The organism is Roseobacter sp. TSBP12 (assembly GCF_009129705.1).
Taxonomy (GTDB): domain Bacteria; phylum Pseudomonadota; class Alphaproteobacteria; order Rhodobacterales; family Rhodobacteraceae; genus Celeribacter; species Celeribacter baekdonensis_A.
In genome coordinates this window covers 69,446-85,558 of record NZ_PYIB01000061.1, presented here as the reverse complement: position 1 = coordinate 85,558, position 16,113 = coordinate 69,446, and the positions used below count along the sequence as shown (strand labels likewise).

Genomic DNA, 16,113 nt, shown 5'->3' with positions numbered 1-16,113 from the left:
TGGGGGAACAATGTTGGACAACGGGAAATATCCATCTGCACAGGGGCGACCCTTACCGAAATGGGTGCCTCAGGAGGCGCAACGATATCTTGCGCATACAGAGACGGGCGACACCATTCGTGAATTGGCCCGAAAGGGCGGCTGTGCCCCCTCAACCGTGATGCGTCAGGTGCGCAAAGTGGAACAAAAACGCGACGACCCGTTGATCGATGAAGCCTTGACCACCCTCAGCCGTCTCACTCCGAAAGACACAGTTCCGTTTCATGGCGCAGGTTGCCCTAAGCCCCCAGCGAAGGACATGGACACGATGACAGACCAAACGCCGTTCGATCACGCAGACGGGCAGACCCCGCCAGATGACGCCACCATTGCCCGCGAAGCGCGGCGCATCCTGCGGCGCTTGTCCGAGCCGGGGGCTTGTCTGGCTGTGGCGAAAGATATGGAAAAGGCCGTGGTGGTGCGCGACCTGCCGGATGGGCGCACCACACGCACCGCGGTCCTGGATCGACCGATTGCTCAGGCAATGGCGCTCAAGGATTGGATCACGGCGCAGGCCAAGGGTAAAATCACCCGCTACACGATCACCGCCGCGGGCCGCGCCGCGTTGCGCCGGTTTTTGGCCGAAGACGAAAGCGCGCGGGCCGGTTTTGCCGAAGCGCCGATGAAATTTGGCGATCAACACCGCGATTGGGCGTTTCGCGATGAGCCGACGCTCGCGGACGACAGGCCCAAACGCATTCGCTATAACGCGGCTGAAAGCCCGGTGATGGTCTTGTCGCGGCGGCGCGACAAGGGCGGCGAAGCGTTTTTACCGCCTGATCTGGTGGCGGCCGCTGAGCGGTTGCGCGAGGATTTTGAGCTTGCGCAAATGGGGCCGCGTGTGGCGCAGAATTGGGATCGCTTCCTTACGGGGGGCGGGCGCGGAGAATTTTCCGGCGATTCCAAGGGCTTTGGCCCCGAGTCCGCCAAGGCTCGCGTGGCCGCAGCTTTGGCCGATCTTGGGCCGGGGCTTGGCGATGTTGCGCTACGTTGTTGTTGTTATCTGGAAGGGATGGAGCAGGCCGAAAAGCGCATGGGCTGGTCGGCGCGTTCGGGCAAAATCGTGCTGCGTATCGCACTTCAGCGGCTCAAAAAGCACTATGACGATGCGGGCTATTCAAATCTGATTGGGTGATTGGCGTTAAAATCGCTCCAGTGGAGCGATTTAGCCAATCACGCGAAAACACAGAAACGCGCCAATGGCGCGTTTCTTTTGATGCCCAATGTTTTAGGTGACAGGCGCAGAGGTCACACTGGCGGCAAAAGCCCGCGCTTCGGCGCGTTGGTCGGGGCCAAAAAGCTTGATTTCGATTTTGGGAAACAGCGGCTGTATCATCCCGACCCAAGTGCCAACCCAGTTGCGGTCGGTGACGATGGACATATGATGAAACTCGTTCCAGCGACGGATCAAGGACATCTCATAGCGAAAATCTTCAAATAAAGCGCCCGCCGTGAAATCGGAAAATCCCGTCAAATCCACCATCAACCCATAGGGCGCAGGCCGTTGCAACATGGGTTCAAGCGCGGTCTCGACGACCTTGATATCGTCCTGGTGATGTTGCCCTCAAGGGTCACAGCGAGGGCAGTGTCGTTCAGCGTGTCTATGCGGATCATGGTACTGTCCTTTTCTGGTCAGTCTGTCCTGTTCATTCCTTTTAGATGGGCATCTTTTCGCAAAAATAAAGGGCCGGACTCTGTCCGACCCTTTCAAGCTTCATGTCAGGCCTGTGCGGCGGTTCAGGCGTCGAGCCTGGCCAATTCCGCCCGAACGCCTGCCTCATACTCCGGGTGAACCCGGCCCAAAACCGCCAGCCACCGCTCGCGCACAGGCATTGAGCAAGGCGCCATCGCGCCCGCCATATTGGCGTGCAACCGAGCGCGCTCATCCGCCTGCATCACATCGGCATAAAGGGCGCGGGGCTGGACGTAATCGGCATCCGCATCCTCTTGCACATATTTATCCGCATCGCCTGAGATTTTCAGCGGCGGTTCGGCCACGCTCACATCCGGCTTGGCACTCTCGGCGTATTGGTTCGGCTCGTAATAGGCATCAACATGCCCGGTGCTTGGCCCCATGAAATTCATCGCACCGTCTTTGTGATAGTGATGCACCGGGCATTTCGGCGCATTGGCGGGCAGGGCCTCGTAATGGGTGCCAAGGCGATAGCGGTGCGCGTCGGCATAGGCAAAAACGCGCGCTTGCAACATTTTGTCGGGGCTAAAACCGATGCCCGGAACCTTGTTGGACGGAGAATAGGCCGCGTTTTCAACCATTTGGAAATAGTTGTCGGGGTTCTTGTTGAACTCCAACATGCCCACGGGGATCAACGGGAATTGATCATGCGGCCAGACTTTGGTCAGATCGAACGGGTTGAACTCCACCGTTTCGGCCTTTGCTTCGGGCATGACCTGAATGTTGAGTTCCCATTTCGGGAAATTTCGGGCCTCAATTGCGGCAAACAAATCCTCCTGATAGCTCTCGCGGGTCTTGCCGATCAGGGTTTCGGCCGCTTCAGAGCTGTGGTTTTTGATCCCTTGCTGGGTACGGAAATGGAATTTGACCCAGACCCGCTCGCCATTTTTATTCCACATTGAATAGGTGTGCGAGCCGTAGCCGTGCATGTGCATCGGGTTCACCGGGATGCCGCGATCGGACATCAGGATGGTGACTTGGTGCACCGACTCGGGCTGCGCGGCCCAGAAATCAAACATCGCCTCGGGAGAACGCAGGTTGGTTTTCGGGTGGCGTTTTTGGGTGCGGATGAAGTCGGGGAATTTGAACCCGTCGCGGATGAAAAACACCGGAGTGTTGTTGCCAACGACGTCCCAATTGCCCTCATCCGTGTAGAATTTCACCGAGAACCCGCGCACATCGCGTTCGGCATCCGCCGCGCCCAATTCGCCCGCCACGGTGGACCAGCGCGAAAGGATGTCACAGCTGTTGCCAACCTTGGAAAAGATGTCGGCGCAGGTATATTGCGTGATGTCATGGGTGACGGTGAAAGTGCCCTGCGCGCCCCAGCCCTTGGCATGAACCACGCGCTCGGGGATGCGTTCGCGGTTTTGATGCGCCAGTTTTTCGATCAATTGGTAATCGTCAAGCATCACGGGCCCGCGCGGACCCGCGGTTTTGGACGTGTCATTATGCGACACCGGCGCGCCGGCGGAGGTGGTCAAACGGGTGGTCATGCTTGTCTTTTCCTTCATGTGGGTCTGTCTCTTGCGGCGAGTGTGTCACGAGATATGAATTAAATGAAATTGTACTTTTTATGATTGAGTATTAGTTTAAATTATAGAAAGGCTTGCCATGCTGACGCTCAGACAAATGACCTATTTCGTTGCCTTGGCCGACACCCGCAGCTTTTCCGCCGCGGCCGAGCGCGTGCATGTCACGCAACCGGCCTTGTCCCAGCAAATCAAAGAGATGGAGCTGAATCTGGGTGCGCAGTTGGTCGAGCGGCTGCCACGCGACATTCGTTTGACGCGGGCGGGACAGGTGGTGTTGGAGCGGGCACAGAAGATTTTGGCGATGACCCGCGATCTGGAAGCCGAGATTCGCCAATCCAAAGGGCTGAACGGGCGGTTGAGCTTGGGGTGATCCCGACGATTGCGCCCTATCTTTTGCCGCGCGCGCTGACCCGGATCAAAGCCGCCGCGCTTGATCTCGATCTGCGGGTGCGCGAGGCCCAGACTGCCGATCTTTTGACGGCGGTGATCAACGGCCAGTTGGATGCGGCGGTGATCGCGTTGCCCTATGATGTGGCGGGGGTGATGGCGGAGCCGCTGTTTACCGATTATTTCCTTTTGGCGGGGTCAAAGTCGCGGATTGACGCGCTCAGCGCGCCGATTGCCCCGCCGCGCCCAACCGATCTGCCGCCGGATGCGCTTTTGCTGTTGGACGAGGGCCATTGTTTGGCGGATCAGGCCTTGGATGTCTGCGGCCTGACGCGTGCGCGCCAAACCGTTGATTTGGGCGCGTCTTCTTTGTCGACGCTGTGCGGATTGGTGGCGCAGGGGTTCGGCCTGACCTTCGTGCCTGAAATCGCCCTGTGTTCCGAACAGGCGGCCAGCCCCGACATGACGGTCTTGCGCTTTCCCGAACCGCAACCTCAACGCACCATCGCTTTGGTGCGGCGGCATTCGACGGAGGCCAAAACATGGTTCACGGATCTGGCCGCCCTTTTGTCTGAGGCGGGCAGCGAGTTGATGGAGGAGGCGCGGCGGCGCGGTTAACCGGCTGCCGCCAGACATTGCATGTAGCTGTCTGGTGCAAACATTGCCCAGCCCGCCGCTTTGACGCGCTCAGAGTGCGGGGCTGTGACGATGATATAGGTCCAGGCGCCGATGTCATCGTGCCGGGTGCGATACCAATCGCCGGGTTCAAGCGCGCTTATGACACCACTGTTCGACTCTGGTCCGGCCAAAAGCGACACCCCATAGCCAGTATAGCCCATGCAAAGGAAGCCTTCGCCCTCTGGAAAGAGCGTCGGTTGCTCGACCAAAAGCCTGCGGAATTGGATGTCATCAAGGGCGAGATAGGTGCTTTGCGTGTTGAGTGTACAGCCTTGATATTGTTCGATTTCCCGCAGTTCCGCCACGCGCTCTGCGTCCCGAGATGTCAGCGACACGTTTTTGCCAGTGCAATCGGAATTGTCAAAATAGGTCTGGCCCAGTGGCGTACCAAAGCAATAGCCCGCCCGGTCCATGATCCAATTTCGACTATACCACAAATCCTCACAGGTCCCGGCATGGGCGGGGCCAGAGGGCAGGGCGAAGGGGAGAAATGTGAGACAGAAAAGCAAAAGGGCGCGCATGGGGAGCCTTCAATGGGAGGTCTTAAATCATCAGATGTCGGCAGTTTAGAGGCTTTTTCTAAACAAGTCGTGATCAAAGCCCAAAACCCGATATTCGCCATGCGTCTCGCGAAGTCCCGCTATGCAAATGTTTCGCCATCTGTCGTTATGCCGCACATGCAAAAGGCCCGCGGGAGGCTGTCCCACGGGCCTTTCCAAGACGTGTTCGACGGTCTTATGCGACGGCTTCGGCTTTCGCTTCTTTGAGGTAGGACAGCACGGTTTCTGGAGAGGAGACGCCGTAGGGGTCTTCGCCGTGGTTGTCGCACAGGCCGGGCTCTTCGAACCAGGCTTCGATGACGCCGTCGTTGACGACAGCGGCATAGCGCCAGGAGCGCAGGCCAAAGCCCAAGTTGTCTTTGCGCACCAACATGCCCATGCGGCGGGTGAATTCGCCGGAGCCATCGGGGATGACTTTGACATTTTTAAGCTCTTGAGATTGCGCCCATTTGTTCATGACAAAGCTGTCATTGACGGACATGCAGTAGATCGCGTCGATGCCTTCGGCCTGGAAATCGGCAAAGCCATTCTCGAACCCCGGCAACTGGTAGGTCGAGCAGGTCGGGGTGAAGGCGCCCGGCAGGGAGAACAACACAACGCGTTTGCCCGCAAAGTAATCGGCGGTGGTTTTGTCTTCCCATTTGAACGGGTTGTCGCCACCAATGCTGTCGTCGCGCACGCGGGTGTGAAAGGTTACTTCGGGCAGTTTATATCCGGCTTTCATCGGTCAACTCCTGTTTGGGTGTCCCGTGAAAGCGGGACGCAGTCTTCTATCGCAGCCCTTTTAGAGCGATTCTAAAGCACGCTTCAATGCGGGTGCGGCGAAAAATGCTGCACAAGCAAATGGCGTGGTTTTCGCGAGACATTTGCGGGCAGACTGCCTATATCATGGTCCAAACGGAGAAAGGCCCTGCCATGCGTGATCTCAAGATTCCCGACCAACGCCACCCTGAAAAGGCGCATCGGGCTGACAATGCCCAGCCGAAAAAGCCGGATTGGATTCGGGTCAAGGCACCGACCTCGGCGGGCTATAAAGAAACGCATCGCATCATGCGCGAGCATAAGCTGGTGACGGTCTGCGAAGAGGCGGGCTGTCCGAACGCTGGCGAATGCTGGTCGCAAGGCCACGCCACGATGATGATCATGGGCGAAATTTGCACCCGCGGCTGTACCTTTTGTAACGTCGCCACGGGCCGCCCGGACGCGCTTGATGTGTTTGAACCGGGCCGTGTCGCCGATGCGGTACAAAAACTCGGCCTCAAACATGTGGTGATCACCTCGGTGGACCGCGATGATTTGGAAGACGGCGGGGCAGAGCATTTCGCCCAAACCATCCGCGCCATCCGTCACCGTGCGCCTGACACTACGATCGAAATTCTCACGCCGGACTTTTTGAAATGTTCCGATGCGGTGTTGGAAACCGTCGTGGCCGCCAAGCCCGACGTGTTCAACCACAATCTTGAGACGGTGCCGGGCCTCTACCCAACCGTGCGTCCGGGCGCGCGCTATTTCCACTCGCTGCGCCTGCTTCAGCGGGTCAAAGAGCTCGATCCGACGATGTTCACCAAATCCGGCATCATGGTGGGTCTGGGCGAGGACCGCCAATCGGTGCATCAGGTGATGGACGACATGCGCGCCGCCGACATCGACTTTTTGACCATCGGCCAATACCTTCAGCCGACGCCAAAACACCATGCCGTCGATCGGTTTGTCACCCCGGACGAATTCAAAGCCTATGAAAAGACCGCTTATGGCAAAGGGTTCTTGATGGTTTCGGCCACGCCGCTGACGCGCTCGTCCTATCATGCGGGCGACGATTTTGCCCGCCTGCGCGACAACCGTTTGCAAAAGCTCGGCCGGGCCTGACGTGACCGACCCGACATTTGAGATTTTCCTCACCGCCCCGCCGGGGCTGGAGCCGATGCTTATGGCTGAGGTGCAGCAGGCGGGGTTTTGCGCGCCCGTGCTCTCGCCGGGCGGGGTGACGATTCAGGGCACATGGCACGATGTCTGGCGGGCCAACCTGACCCTGCGTGGTGCGTCGAAAGTCTTGGCGCGGTTTGGCGAATTTCGCGCCTTTCATTTGGCGCAACTCGACAAACGTGCGCGCAAATTCCCGTGGGACGAGATTTTGGGGCAGGGCGTGTTGACCGGGGGCCTCTCCCTCAAGGTCGAAGTCACCACCAACAAAAAGTCCAAAATCTATCACGCCGGGGCGGCGGTCGAGCGGTTTGAACGCGCCATTGCCGAGGAATTTGGCGTCAAGATTGCCGAAGGCTTGGACGATGCCGATCTGGTGATCAAAGCCCGGTTCGACGACAACAATATTCAGCTTTCCGTTGATACCTCCGGCGAGGGTCTGCACAAACGCGGTCACAAACAGGCCATGGGCAAAGCGCCAATGCGCGAAACCATGGCGGCGCTGTGTTTGCGCGCCTGTGGCTATGATGGCACGGAGCCGGTGCTTGACCCGATGTGTGGGTCCGGCACTTTTGTGATTGAGGCGGCGGAAATCGCGCGGCACGTGATGGCCGGACGCGCCCGCCACTTTGCCTTTGAACACCTCGCCACCTATGATCCGGCGCGGGTGCAAAACATCAAAGCGGATTGGCAAAATCATGAGAGCGCTTTGCAGTTTTACGGTTCTGATCGCAATGTGAATGTTGTGCGCATGGCGAACGAGAATGCCGAGCGCGCGGGCGTGGCCGATATGTGTACCTTTCAGCCTGTGCCTGTGTCCGAGATCACCCGCCCCGAGGGCGCGCCGGGCCTTGTCATCGTCAACCCGCCCTACGGCGCGCGGATCGGCAAGAAAAAGGACCTGTTCGCGCTCTATTCTGCCTTTGGCGAGGTGATGAAGGACCGGTTTTCCGGCTGGCGCGTCGGCATGATCACCTCTGATGATCAATTGGCACAGGCCACCACGCTCCCTTGGTTGCCGCCCCAAGCCCCCATCGCCCATGGTGGTCTCAAAGTCCGGTTGTATCAAAGCGCCGCATTGGGGTGATCTGGACGCGAGATCAGGGCACGAGATCAGGGCACGAGATCAGGGTATGGGGCGTTTGCCTTGTGCAAAATGTGCGTTATGTGATTTCCCTCAAAGCACCCCTGCACGCACCCATGTTAAAATAAAGCATCACAGGGAGAGAAGGTGTCAGATGATGCAAAGGCCAAATTGGGATGATTTTCGCTTTGTTTTGGCCGTCGCGCGCACTGGCTCCGTTTCAGGCGCGGCGCGGCATTTAGGTGTCAATCACGCCACAGTGTTGCGCCGGGTGGCCGCGATTGAAGCGCGTCTTGGTGTTGAATTGTTTGAAAAATCCGTGCGCGGATATGACATCTCGCCGGAAAATCTGCGCCTGATTGAAGCCGCGCGCGAGGTCGAAACTGCGGTCAACGCGGTCGAACGGTTGGCGCGTGCGGGAGAAGCGCCTTTGGCGGGGGTGATCCGCGTCACCTCGACCGACTCGTTTTGCTACAAAATCCTGCCGCCGCTTTTGGCACGTCTGTCGCAGCGCGAAAGGGATTTGTCCTTTGAGCTTTTGTCGAACAACGCCCACCTTGATCTGTCGCGGCTTCATGCCGATGTCACCGTGCGCCCGACCTATAAATTGCCTGACGATCTGGTTGGCGATATGGCCGCGCAAATGGCCTTTGGCTTTTATGCCGCCTCACCCGATGTGCCTGCCGATCACTGGTTGGGGTTGACCGGGGCCATCGGACGTTCGCCCGTCGCGCAAAAGCTGCGCGAGGCGTTGGAGCGGCGCAAAACCACCTTTACCGCCGCCGCCGACAGTTTCCTGTCGCTGCAATCTTTGGCTGAGGCCGGATTGGGGCGGGTGATGTTGCCTGCGTTTTTGGGCAATGGGTCGGCGGGTCTGGTGCAGGTGGAGCCGGTGCTTGAGGTGCCGCCAGTGCCGATTTATGTCGCCTCGCACGCCGATCTGGCCGATGCGCCCCGGCTGCGCTTGGCCCGTGCGCGGATTTCAACAGCGCTTGAGGCCGAGCAGGAGCAGCTTTTGGGAGGCCGTTGATCCATGTTCAGGGTGGGGGGATCTGGGTGCGCGCGGCTCAGGGCACGGGCCGGACTTTGATCTTGCTCGCGCCATTGACCTGCATCCAGTCGGGCAGTCCAACCAGTTTCTCAACGCCGTAAAGCGCAACACAGACCGCGATGATCGCGAACACAAACTTTACCCGCGACTTTGACGGCGGGTTCTGCGCCCAGCGTTTGGCGCGCAGCAGCCAGCGCAATTGGCTCACGCGGATGCCTCCGCAGTGCCCTCATCGTCAAACACAACCGTGCCGATATAGGGCAGGTTACGGTTGGCTTGGGCGAAGTCAATGCCGTAGCCGACGACAAAGGCATCGGGGATTTCAAACCCGGTCCATGTCGCTTTCAGCGGCACTTCGCGCCGCGCCGGTTTGTCCAAAAGGGCAATGGTTTCCAACTTGCGCGGATGGCGCGAGCGCAACAGCTCCAACACCGCCGTCAGCGTGTGGCCGGTGTCGACGATGTCCTCAACCACCAACACGTCACGCCCTTCAATCGCCCCGCGCAAATCCTTTAAGATTTTGACTTCGCGGGAACTTTCGGTCGCATTGCCATAGGAGGAGGCTTCGAGAAAATCGACCTCCACATTCATCTCCAATTCGCGCACCAGATCGGCGATGAACACAAATGAGCCGCGCAACAAGCCGACAACCACCAATTTGTCAGTGTCCTTATACTCGTCGCGAATGAGGCGGGCGAGTTCTTCGATCCGCGCGGCAATGGCCTTGGCCGAAATCATGACGTCGATGTGATATGGCCGTTGCGACATGCTAACCCCTTGCATTTTGTGCCTCAGGCATAGACATACCGAGGGACGACACAGAAAACCAGTGACCATGCCGACGCACCAAGAAACAAAACATCTCCCCTATAGCGCCGATCAAATGTATGCGCTTGTCGCAGACGTTGAGAGCTATCCAAAGTTTTTGCCGTGGAACGCCGCCGCGCGCATCCGTTCGCGCACGAGCGTGGGCGATCACGAGGTGATGCTGGCCGATCTGGTGATTTCGTTCAAAGTGTTCCGCGAGAAATTCGGCTCGCGGGTCACGCTGTTCCCCGCTCAGAAAAAGATCGACACCGAATATCTCGACGGGCCGTTTCGGTACATGAAAAGCTGGTGGAGCTTTCAGGATGCCGAAGACGGCGGCTGTGACGTCGAGTTTTTCGTCGATTTCGAGTTCAAAAATGCGATTTTGCAGGGGATCATTGGCATGGTGTTCAATGATGCGATGCAACGGATCGTGCGGGCCTTTGAACGCCGTGCGGCAGAGCTCTATAAATAAGTTTTTCAGCTTTGAGAGGTGAAAAAGGCGGGAGAAACCCCGCCTTTGCTGTTTTATACCGTGTCCCTCACGAATTGTGGTCGTAGGCGCTTTCCCCATGTTGCGCGAGGTCAAGCCCTGCGTGTTCCGTCTCCGCATCGACCCGAAAGCCAACCAAAACCTTGGTGACATAGACCAATGTCACGGTCACAATAGTGGTGAACAGGCCGACAATCACCAAGGCACCAAGCTGCGCCATCCAGGTGCCCGCACCAAAAGCGGCGATCATGATCGTGCCAAAAATCCCGCCAACGCCATGGACCGCGAACACATCCAGCGTGTCGTCGATCCGCAATTTGCCGCGGATCAGATTGACCATCTCCTGACAGAGAATGCCCGCGATTGCGCCAATCAACAGCGCCTCCACCGGGGTGACATAGCCCGAGGCCGGGGTGATCGAGGCCAGTCCGGCGATGGTGCCGGTGACGATGCCCACAAGCGAGGCTTTGCCATATTTGATCCGCTCCCAAAACGCCCAGGTCATCGACGCGGCGGCCGCTGAAATATGCGTCACGGTGATCGCCATTGCAGCCCCGCCATCGGCGGCCAATTGCGACCCACCATTGAAGCCAAACCAGCCGACCCAAAGCATCGCCGCCCCGATCATCACATATCCTGGGTTGTGCGGCGGCTTATTGTCCACCTTGCGACGACCCAGCATCACCGCGATGATCAGCGCCGCCAAACCCGCGGTTTCATGCACCACGATCCCGCCGGCAAAATCGCGCGTGCCCGTGGCACCGAAAATCCCGCCATCGGACATGAAGCCACCGCCCCAAATCCAATGGGCCACTGGCGCGTAGCACAACAGCATCCAAAGCCCGGAAAAGGTCAGCACGAAGCCAAAGGAAATCCGTTCGACATAAGCCCCGACAATCAACGCCGGGGTGATGATGGCAAAGGTCATTTGAAAGGCGAAAAACAACACCTCGGGCAGGGTGCCTTTTACGGTGTTGGCGTCAATGCCGAAGAGGAAGATTTTGCCCAAACCGCCCCAGTAGCCGTTGCCCTCGCCAAAGGCGATGGAATAGCCGACCGCGAGCCAGAGCAGGCTCATCAAACAGGCGATGGCATAGACATGCATGAACACGCTCAACACATTGCGCGCCCGCACCAGCCCGCCGTAGAACAGTGCCAACCCCGGCAATGACATGAATAAGACAAGTGCCGTGGCGACAAGAATCCACGCTGTATCCGCTCCGACCATATTCCCCTCCTAAGGTCAAAATTTACGCTTAGTGGCGCGTAAAGCGTCTTTGGCGGAGGTTAAAAAAGGGCAATTGTGGATTATTAGGGATTAAAAATAGAGCAAAATACAAAAAGTCTAAAAAACATTCTTAAAAATAAGTGTGAGCATAAAAAATAATCGAAAAAGGAATATCAGCCAGGGTGGGGTGCGCCAAAGCCGTTTTGAGCAGGTTCAGCGCATGTGCGACGGTCGCCGCGCGCACATTCGAGCGCCCCAAAGCGCCAAATTCGACCGTCTCAACGCGGCACACCTGTCCCGTTTGCGCCAGTCCAAAGCACACCCGCCCCTCGGGTTTGTGCTCCGATCCGCCCGGTCCGGCGATGCCCGTCACCGCGATCGCAAGCCCCACGCCCCCACGCGTCAAAGCGCCCTCGGCCATCTCGCGCGCGATCTGTTCGGACACCGCGCCATGGGCGTCCAATGTGGCGGGGAGGATGCCCAGCATTTCGATCTTGGCGGCGTTGGAATAGGTGATGAACCCACGGTCCACCACGTCGGAAGATCCGGCGATCTCGGTCAGCGCGCCGATGATCAACCCGCCGGTGCAGCTTTCGGCGGTGGCGATGGTCACACCTTGCGCCCGCGCCAAAGCCAAGACCTCTGTCGCGAGTTCGACTGTCATCACATGATGATCCCGTGATAGACGCCAGCAAAGGCCACAACCACAATCGCGGCAAAGACGCCGGCGATCACATCGTCCAACATCACACCCAAAGCATCGCCACGGCGGTCCGCCTTGCCAATGATCCAGGGTTTCCAAATATCGAACAGGCGAAAGGCCAAAAACGCCGTGGGCCAGGCGGGCCAAAGCGCGGTTGAAGGCGCGCCTGCCATGGCCGAGCCAATCGCGACTGGCAACAGGGCAATCCATTGGCCGACCAGCTCGTCGATGACGATTTCGGAGGGGTCGTGGTTTTCCGCCCCCTTGGTCATCACGCCGGTGGCCCACAGCCCGGCGACAAAGGCGACGACGATGCCGATGATCACGCCGGGCACGCCAAGCGCCAGATCCAGCGCCCAAAACAGTGGCACAGCCGCGGCAGAACCCCAAGTTCCGGGGGCAGGGGTCATATACCCAACACGGGCGAGGGTGGCGATCAGTTCTGCAATGGGTTTCATCTCAACGATCCTTGATCAGCGCTGTGTCATCAATGCGGCTGTTGCCAGTGCGGCAATGCCTTCTTCGCGCCCGGTGAACCCGAGCCGCTCCGACGTGGTGGCTTTGACAGACACTTTATCCATCGCGATGTCCATAATCTCGGCCAAGGCCCGCCGCATCGCTTGCGCATGTGGCCCAACCTTAGGGCGTTCACAGACCAGAGTGACATCGCAATTCATCATCTCATAGCCCTTGTCGCGCGCAAGTTTGATTGCATGGCGCAGGAAAATATGGCTCTCGGCGCCTTTCCATTGCGGATCAGTTGGCGGAAAATGTTGACCAATGTCGCCCTCCGCCAATGCACCGTAAATCGCATCCGTCAGGGCGTGCATCCCCACATCGGCGTCCGAATGGCCCTGAAGGCTCCTACCATGCGGCACTTTCACACCGCAGAGCCACACATGGTTGCCCTCGCCAAACCTGTGCACATCATAGCCATTGCCAAGCCGAAATTCCATGCCCTGCGTCTCCTTCTGTCCCGCCCGATGTGCCGCCTCGCGCGCGGCCAAAAGCCGTTCTGCGCGGGCGAAATCTTCGGGATGGGTGATTTTAAAATTGTCTTCGGAGCCTTGCGTGATCGTCACGTCCATCCCGGCCTTGCGCGCCACTTCGACATCGTCGGCGGCCTCGCCACTGTGCGCCTGATGCGCGTGCAGGATGGCGTCAAAGGCAAAGCCTTGCGGCGTTTGGGCGCGAAACAATCCGGTGCGATCCTGTGTGCCTTCGACAATCGTGCCGCTCTCATTCTTTGCGCCGAGCCAAAGCGCGTCGGTGACTGCCAAGGCCGGCGCCGCGCCCGATCCGCTGTCGAGCGCCGCGATCACCGCTTGGATCACCTCACGGGGCACCAGCGCGCGCGCTGCGTCATGGATCAACACCTGATCCACGCCCTGACCGTTCAGCGCCGTCAGCCCGGCCTTGACCGAGTCGGATCGGCGGGCGGCCCCCGGCACAAGGTCCACCTTTTCAAGGGTTTGTGCCAGGACCAGATCGTCCGGGTGATGCACCACCATGATCACATCGACCAGATCGCGAAACGCCGCCACGGCATGATCAATCACCCGAACTTGGCCGAGCGGTTGCCATTGTTTGGGCAAAGCTCCGCCCGCGCGGGTGCCACGTCCGGCCGCGACGATCAAAGCGGCGCGTTTTGGAAGTCCTTTTGTCATGCGGATGGGATAATCGGTGACGCGCAGCCTTGCAATGGCGCTGTTTTCACCGTCAGATCGATTAAATTTTGTGCGTCGGCCTGTTTTCGCACCTTTTTTGCCCTCATTCCTTTGCGACTCGCATAAGTGAGCGCTACCCCTGTTTGAAATGCACAAGGATTAATCGCTTGCCCGTTCGTTTGGCGCACCTCACCCTCGATCCGCCGGTGTTTCTGGCCCCAATGGCCGGAATCACCGACCTGCCGTTCCGCGCGCTTGTCGCCTCCTTTGGGGCGGGGCTTGTGGTGTCTGAAATGGTGGCCTCTCACGATATGGTCAACGCCCGCGCCGGGTCGCGCGAAAAGGCCGAGTTGGGTTTTGGCGTCGACAACACCGCCGTGCAATTGGCCGGGCGTGAGGCGCATTGGATGTCTGAGGCCGCCAAAATGGTCGAAGCCAACGGCGCGAGACTCATCGACATCAATATGGGCTGCCCGGCGAAACGCGTGGTCTCGGGGTATTCCGGCTCGGCCCTGATGCGCGATCTGGACCATGCTCTGAGCTTGATCGAGGCGGTCGTGGCGGCCGTGTCGATCCCGGTGACGTTGAAAACCCGGCTGGGTTGGGATGACGCGCTGCGCAACGCCCCCGAACTGGCGCGCCGCGCCGAGGCGGCGGGGATCGCGATGATCACCATCCATGGCCGCACCCGCTGTCAGCTCTACAAAGGTCAGGCCGATTGGGCCGCGATCCGCGCCGTCAAAGACGCGGTCAGCATCCCGGTGATCGCCAATGGCGACATTATTTCCACCGACGCCGCGCGTCGCGCGCTTGTGGCCTCGGGGGCCGACGGCGTGATGATTGGACGCGGTGCGCAGGGGCGGCCTTGGCTTTTGGCGCAAGTCGCCGCCAATCTGACCGGCGCCCCCGCACCCATCGCACCTGCGGGCGGTGATTTGGCCGATCTGGTGGCGGGACATTACGAGGCGGGTCTGGGCTTTACGGCACCGAGCTGGGTGGCCGGGTGATGCGCAAACATTTGGGATGGTACATGGATGAGGCGGGCACGATGGATAAGTTGCGGCGGCGGATCTTGACCGCAAAAGCGCCCAAGGCCGTGTTGGACCTTTTGCCTGACGCGTTTTGCACAGAAGGACTTGCCGCATGAGTGATGCGCGTTTTGACACGCTCTGGCCCTCGCTGCCCGTACCGGCGCTGATGATCAACGAGGCCGATCAGATTGTTGAGATCAATTCGAGCGCCGAGTTGTTCCTCAACGCCTCGGCCAAATCGCTCAAAAACGTGCCGGTGTTTGATAAATTGGCCATTGATGCGCCGCTGGAAGAAGCCTTTTCGCGTGTTCGTCGCGACAGCTCGCCGATGTTCATCAACAATGTCGATGTCTCGGGGGGCAACGCCGCCCCGGTGCAATGCAATATCCAAATCGCGCCACTACAAGGCGTCGAGAACTGGCTCATCCTGTTGATGGAGCCGCGCCAGATCGCCGATCGTCTGGGGCGATCGCATCAGGTCAAAACCTCGGCGCGCTCTGCCATTGGCATGGCGGAAATGTTGGCGCATGAGATCAAGAACCCGTTGGCGGGGATCACCGGCGCGGCCCAGCTTTTGTCGATGAGCCTGAGCCCCGAAGATTTGGAACTCACCGATTTGATCGTCGCCGAAAGCCGTCGGATCGTCGCCTTGTTGGAGCAGGTCGAACAATTCGGCAATCTGCGCCCACCCGAAAAGCGTCCGATCAACATCCATGACCTGTTGGACCGTGCCCGTAAATCCGCCGAGCTGTCCTACGCCGCCTCGATGAAATTCGTCGAGGAATTCGATCCCTCGCTGCCGCCGACCTATGTCGATGGCGATCAATTGTTGCAGATTTTCCTGAATCTGTTCAAAAATGCATCAGAAGCTGCGGGAAAATCCGGTGGGACGATCCGTTTGCGCACCTTCTATGACCTGTCGCTGCGGCTGCGTCGCAAGGATGGCTCGGGGGCGGCCCTGCCGCTTCAGGTCGAGATTATTGATGATGGCCCCGGCCTGCCGCCGGAGATTGCCGCCGATATTTTTGAACCTTTCGTCTCGGGACGTGAAAATGGCACCGGGCTTGGCCTTGCATTGGTCTCAAAGATTATTTCCGACCATGAAGGTTGGATTTCCGTGGACTCCGTGCCCGGCAAAACAGTGTTTCGGATTTCTCTCCCCGTCGCGCCGCGTGATGAACGCGCCGATGGATAAGGAGGGACGTCATATAAGTGTGAAAATCCCCGTTCAAAAGGG

General features: G+C 58.9%; 17 protein-coding genes and 2 pseudogenes. 9 read left to right on the top strand and 10 right to left on the bottom strand.

Annotated features, from left to right (window positions below; genetic code table 11):
* Positions 1-10 precede the first annotated feature (10 nt).
* Entirely contained in the window at positions 11-1,174 is a 1,164-nt protein-coding gene (locus tag C8029_RS18290) for a DUF6456 domain-containing protein (protein WP_009571261.1), read from the top strand.
* A 93-nt stretch (positions 1,175-1,267) separates the two neighbouring features.
* Here the strand turns inward: C8029_RS18290 and C8029_RS18285 are convergent.
* Positions 1,268-1,591: pseudogene (locus C8029_RS18285) on the bottom strand (SpoIIAA family protein); the annotation flags it as partial.
* 185 nt (positions 1,592-1,776) lie between these two features.
* The gene (locus C8029_RS18280; protein ID WP_152003456.1) at positions 1,777-3,228 is read right to left on the bottom strand and encodes a catalase; all 1,452 of its coding nucleotides are present in this window, start codon (positions 3,226-3,228) and stop codon (positions 1,777-1,779) included.
* Positions 3,229-3,346: 118 nt separating this feature from the next.
* Here C8029_RS18280 and C8029_RS23035 point away from each other — a divergent pair, with 118 nt between their 5' ends.
* Both C8029_RS23035 and C8029_RS18275 read left to right on the top strand, forming a co-directional pair.
* Positions 3,347-3,637: a LysR family transcriptional regulator gene (locus C8029_RS23035; RefSeq protein ID WP_353617617.1), complete on the top strand. Its 291-nt coding sequence runs from the start codon at positions 3,347-3,349 to the stop codon at positions 3,635-3,637.
* Complete coding sequence (locus tag C8029_RS18275; protein WP_353617616.1) at positions 3,634-4,272, top strand: hydrogen peroxide-inducible genes activator; 639 nt, start codon at positions 3,634-3,636, stop codon at positions 4,270-4,272. Before C8029_RS23035 ends, C8029_RS18275 begins: the two co-directional genes overlap by 4 nt.
* Here C8029_RS18275 and C8029_RS18270 read toward each other — a convergent pair.
* Both C8029_RS18270 and C8029_RS18265 read right to left on the bottom strand, forming a co-directional pair.
* Positions 4,269-4,853: a DUF4453 domain-containing protein gene (locus tag C8029_RS18270; protein ID WP_009571257.1), complete on the bottom strand. Its 585-nt coding sequence runs from the start codon at positions 4,851-4,853 to the stop codon at positions 4,269-4,271. The genes C8029_RS18275 and C8029_RS18270 overlap by 4 nt on opposite strands.
* Before the next feature lie 214 nt (positions 4,854-5,067).
* On the bottom strand, positions 5,068-5,616 hold the full coding sequence (locus C8029_RS18265; RefSeq protein ID WP_009571256.1) for a peroxiredoxin: 549 nt from the start codon (positions 5,614-5,616) through the stop codon (positions 5,068-5,070).
* An 86-nt stretch (positions 5,617-5,702) separates the two neighbouring features.
* Between C8029_RS18265 and lipA the strand changes: the two genes are divergently transcribed.
* From lipA to C8029_RS18250, 3 genes are all read left to right on the top strand, one after another.
* Positions 5,703-6,758, top strand: a complete 1,056-nt coding sequence (gene lipA, locus C8029_RS18260) for a lipoyl synthase (protein WP_152003455.1) — start codon at positions 5,703-5,705, stop codon at positions 6,756-6,758.
* Positions 6,697-7,899, top strand: a complete 1,203-nt coding sequence (locus tag C8029_RS18255) for a THUMP domain-containing class I SAM-dependent RNA methyltransferase (protein ID WP_152003454.1) — start codon at positions 6,697-6,699, stop codon at positions 7,897-7,899. The genes lipA and C8029_RS18255 overlap by 62 nt, the downstream gene beginning before the upstream one ends.
* A 151-nt stretch (positions 7,900-8,050) precedes the next feature.
* Complete coding sequence (locus C8029_RS18250; protein WP_193217684.1) at positions 8,051-8,926, top strand: LysR family transcriptional regulator; 876 nt, start codon at positions 8,051-8,053, stop codon at positions 8,924-8,926.
* A 37-nt stretch (positions 8,927-8,963) separates the two neighbouring features.
* Here C8029_RS18250 and C8029_RS18245 read toward each other — a convergent pair whose 3' ends face one another.
* Positions 8,964-9,155, bottom strand: coding sequence for a hypothetical protein (locus tag C8029_RS18245; protein WP_009571252.1), 192 nt, complete (start codon positions 9,153-9,155; stop codon positions 8,964-8,966).
* Entirely contained in the window at positions 9,152-9,715 is a 564-nt protein-coding gene (gene hpt, locus C8029_RS18240; RefSeq protein WP_009571251.1) for a hypoxanthine phosphoribosyltransferase, read from the bottom strand. Before hpt ends, C8029_RS18245 begins: the two co-directional genes overlap by 4 nt.
* A gap of 67 nt (positions 9,716-9,782) precedes the next feature.
* On the opposite strand from hpt, the gene C8029_RS18235 reads away from it, so the two are divergent.
* Complete coding sequence (locus tag C8029_RS18235) at positions 9,783-10,229, top strand: type II toxin-antitoxin system RatA family toxin (protein ID WP_152003452.1); 447 nt, start codon at positions 9,783-9,785, stop codon at positions 10,227-10,229.
* Between the two features lie 67 nt (positions 10,230-10,296).
* Here C8029_RS18235 and C8029_RS18230 read toward each other — a convergent pair whose 3' ends face one another.
* The 4 genes from C8029_RS18230 to C8029_RS18215 all read right to left on the bottom strand — a co-directional run bounded on the left by C8029_RS18230 (position 10,297) and on the right by C8029_RS18215 (position 13,845).
* On the bottom strand, positions 10,297-11,475 hold the full coding sequence (locus C8029_RS18230; RefSeq protein ID WP_152003451.1) for an ammonium transporter: 1,179 nt from the start codon (positions 11,473-11,475) through the stop codon (positions 10,297-10,299).
* A gap of 130 nt (positions 11,476-11,605) precedes the next feature.
* A complete protein-coding gene (locus tag C8029_RS18225; protein ID WP_152003450.1) occupies positions 11,606-12,139 on the bottom strand; it encodes a CinA family protein in 534 nt (177 codons plus the stop codon).
* Positions 12,139-12,636: a phosphatidylglycerophosphatase A family protein gene (locus C8029_RS18220; protein ID WP_009571247.1), complete on the bottom strand. Its 498-nt coding sequence runs from the start codon at positions 12,634-12,636 to the stop codon at positions 12,139-12,141. The genes C8029_RS18225 and C8029_RS18220 overlap by 1 nt, the downstream gene beginning before the upstream one ends.
* 15 nt (positions 12,637-12,651) lie before the next feature.
* A complete protein-coding gene (locus tag C8029_RS18215; protein WP_152003449.1) occupies positions 12,652-13,845 on the bottom strand; it encodes a bifunctional 2-C-methyl-D-erythritol 4-phosphate cytidylyltransferase/2-C-methyl-D-erythritol 2,4-cyclodiphosphate synthase in 1,194 nt (397 codons plus the stop codon).
* A 221-nt stretch (positions 13,846-14,066) separates the two neighbouring features.
* Here C8029_RS18215 and dusB point away from each other — a divergent pair.
* Positions 14,067-14,992 (top strand): annotated as a pseudogene (gene dusB, locus C8029_RS18210) (tRNA dihydrouridine synthase DusB).
* The gene (locus C8029_RS18205; RefSeq protein ID WP_009571244.1) at positions 14,989-16,071 is read left to right on the top strand and encodes a two-component system sensor histidine kinase NtrB; all 1,083 of its coding nucleotides are present in this window, start codon (positions 14,989-14,991) and stop codon (positions 16,069-16,071) included. Before dusB ends, C8029_RS18205 begins: the two are co-directional and overlap by 4 nt.
* The last annotated feature ends 42 nt before the right edge of the window (positions 16,072-16,113 follow it).

Bases quoted from the DNA above. Each gene is read 5' to 3' on its own strand.
- C8029_RS18290 (WP_009571261.1), top strand. From the start codon at position 11: ATGTTGGACAACGGGAAATATCCATCTGCACAGGGGCGACCCTTACCG.
- C8029_RS18280 (WP_152003456.1), bottom strand. From the start codon at position 3,228: ATGACCACCCGTTTGACCACCTCCGCCGGCGCGCCGGTGTCGCATAAT.
- C8029_RS23035 (WP_353617617.1), top strand. From the start codon at position 3,347: ATGCTGACGCTCAGACAAATGACCTATTTCGTTGCCTTGGCCGACACC.
- C8029_RS18270 (WP_009571257.1), bottom strand. From the start codon at position 4,853: ATGCGCGCCCTTTTGCTTTTCTGTCTCACATTTCTCCCCTTCGCCCTG.
- C8029_RS18265 (WP_009571256.1), bottom strand. From the start codon at position 5,616: ATGAAAGCCGGATATAAACTGCCCGAAGTAACCTTTCACACCCGCGTG.
- lipA (WP_152003455.1), top strand. From the start codon at position 5,703: ATGCGGGTGCGGCGAAAAATGCTGCACAAGCAAATGGCGTGGTTTTCG.
- C8029_RS18255 (WP_152003454.1), top strand. From the start codon at position 6,697: ATGCGGGCGACGATTTTGCCCGCCTGCGCGACAACCGTTTGCAAAAGC.
- C8029_RS18250 (WP_193217684.1), top strand. From the start codon at position 8,051: ATGATGCAAAGGCCAAATTGGGATGATTTTCGCTTTGTTTTGGCCGTC.
- hpt (WP_009571251.1), bottom strand. From the start codon at position 9,715: ATGTCGCAACGGCCATATCACATCGACGTCATGATTTCGGCCAAGGCC.
- C8029_RS18235 (WP_152003452.1), top strand. From the start codon at position 9,783: ATGCCGACGCACCAAGAAACAAAACATCTCCCCTATAGCGCCGATCAA.
- C8029_RS18230 (WP_152003451.1), bottom strand. From the start codon at position 11,475: ATGGTCGGAGCGGATACAGCGTGGATTCTTGTCGCCACGGCACTTGTC.
- C8029_RS18225 (WP_152003450.1), bottom strand. From the start codon at position 12,139: ATGACAGTCGAACTCGCGACAGAGGTCTTGGCTTTGGCGCGGGCGCAA.
- C8029_RS18220 (WP_009571247.1), bottom strand. From the start codon at position 12,636: ATGAAACCCATTGCAGAACTGATCGCCACCCTCGCCCGTGTTGGGTAT.
- C8029_RS18215 (WP_152003449.1), bottom strand. From the start codon at position 13,845: ATGACAAAAGGACTTCCAAAACGCGCCGCTTTGATCGTCGCGGCCGGA.
- C8029_RS18205 (WP_009571244.1), top strand. From the start codon at position 14,989: ATGAGTGATGCGCGTTTTGACACGCTCTGGCCCTCGCTGCCCGTACCG.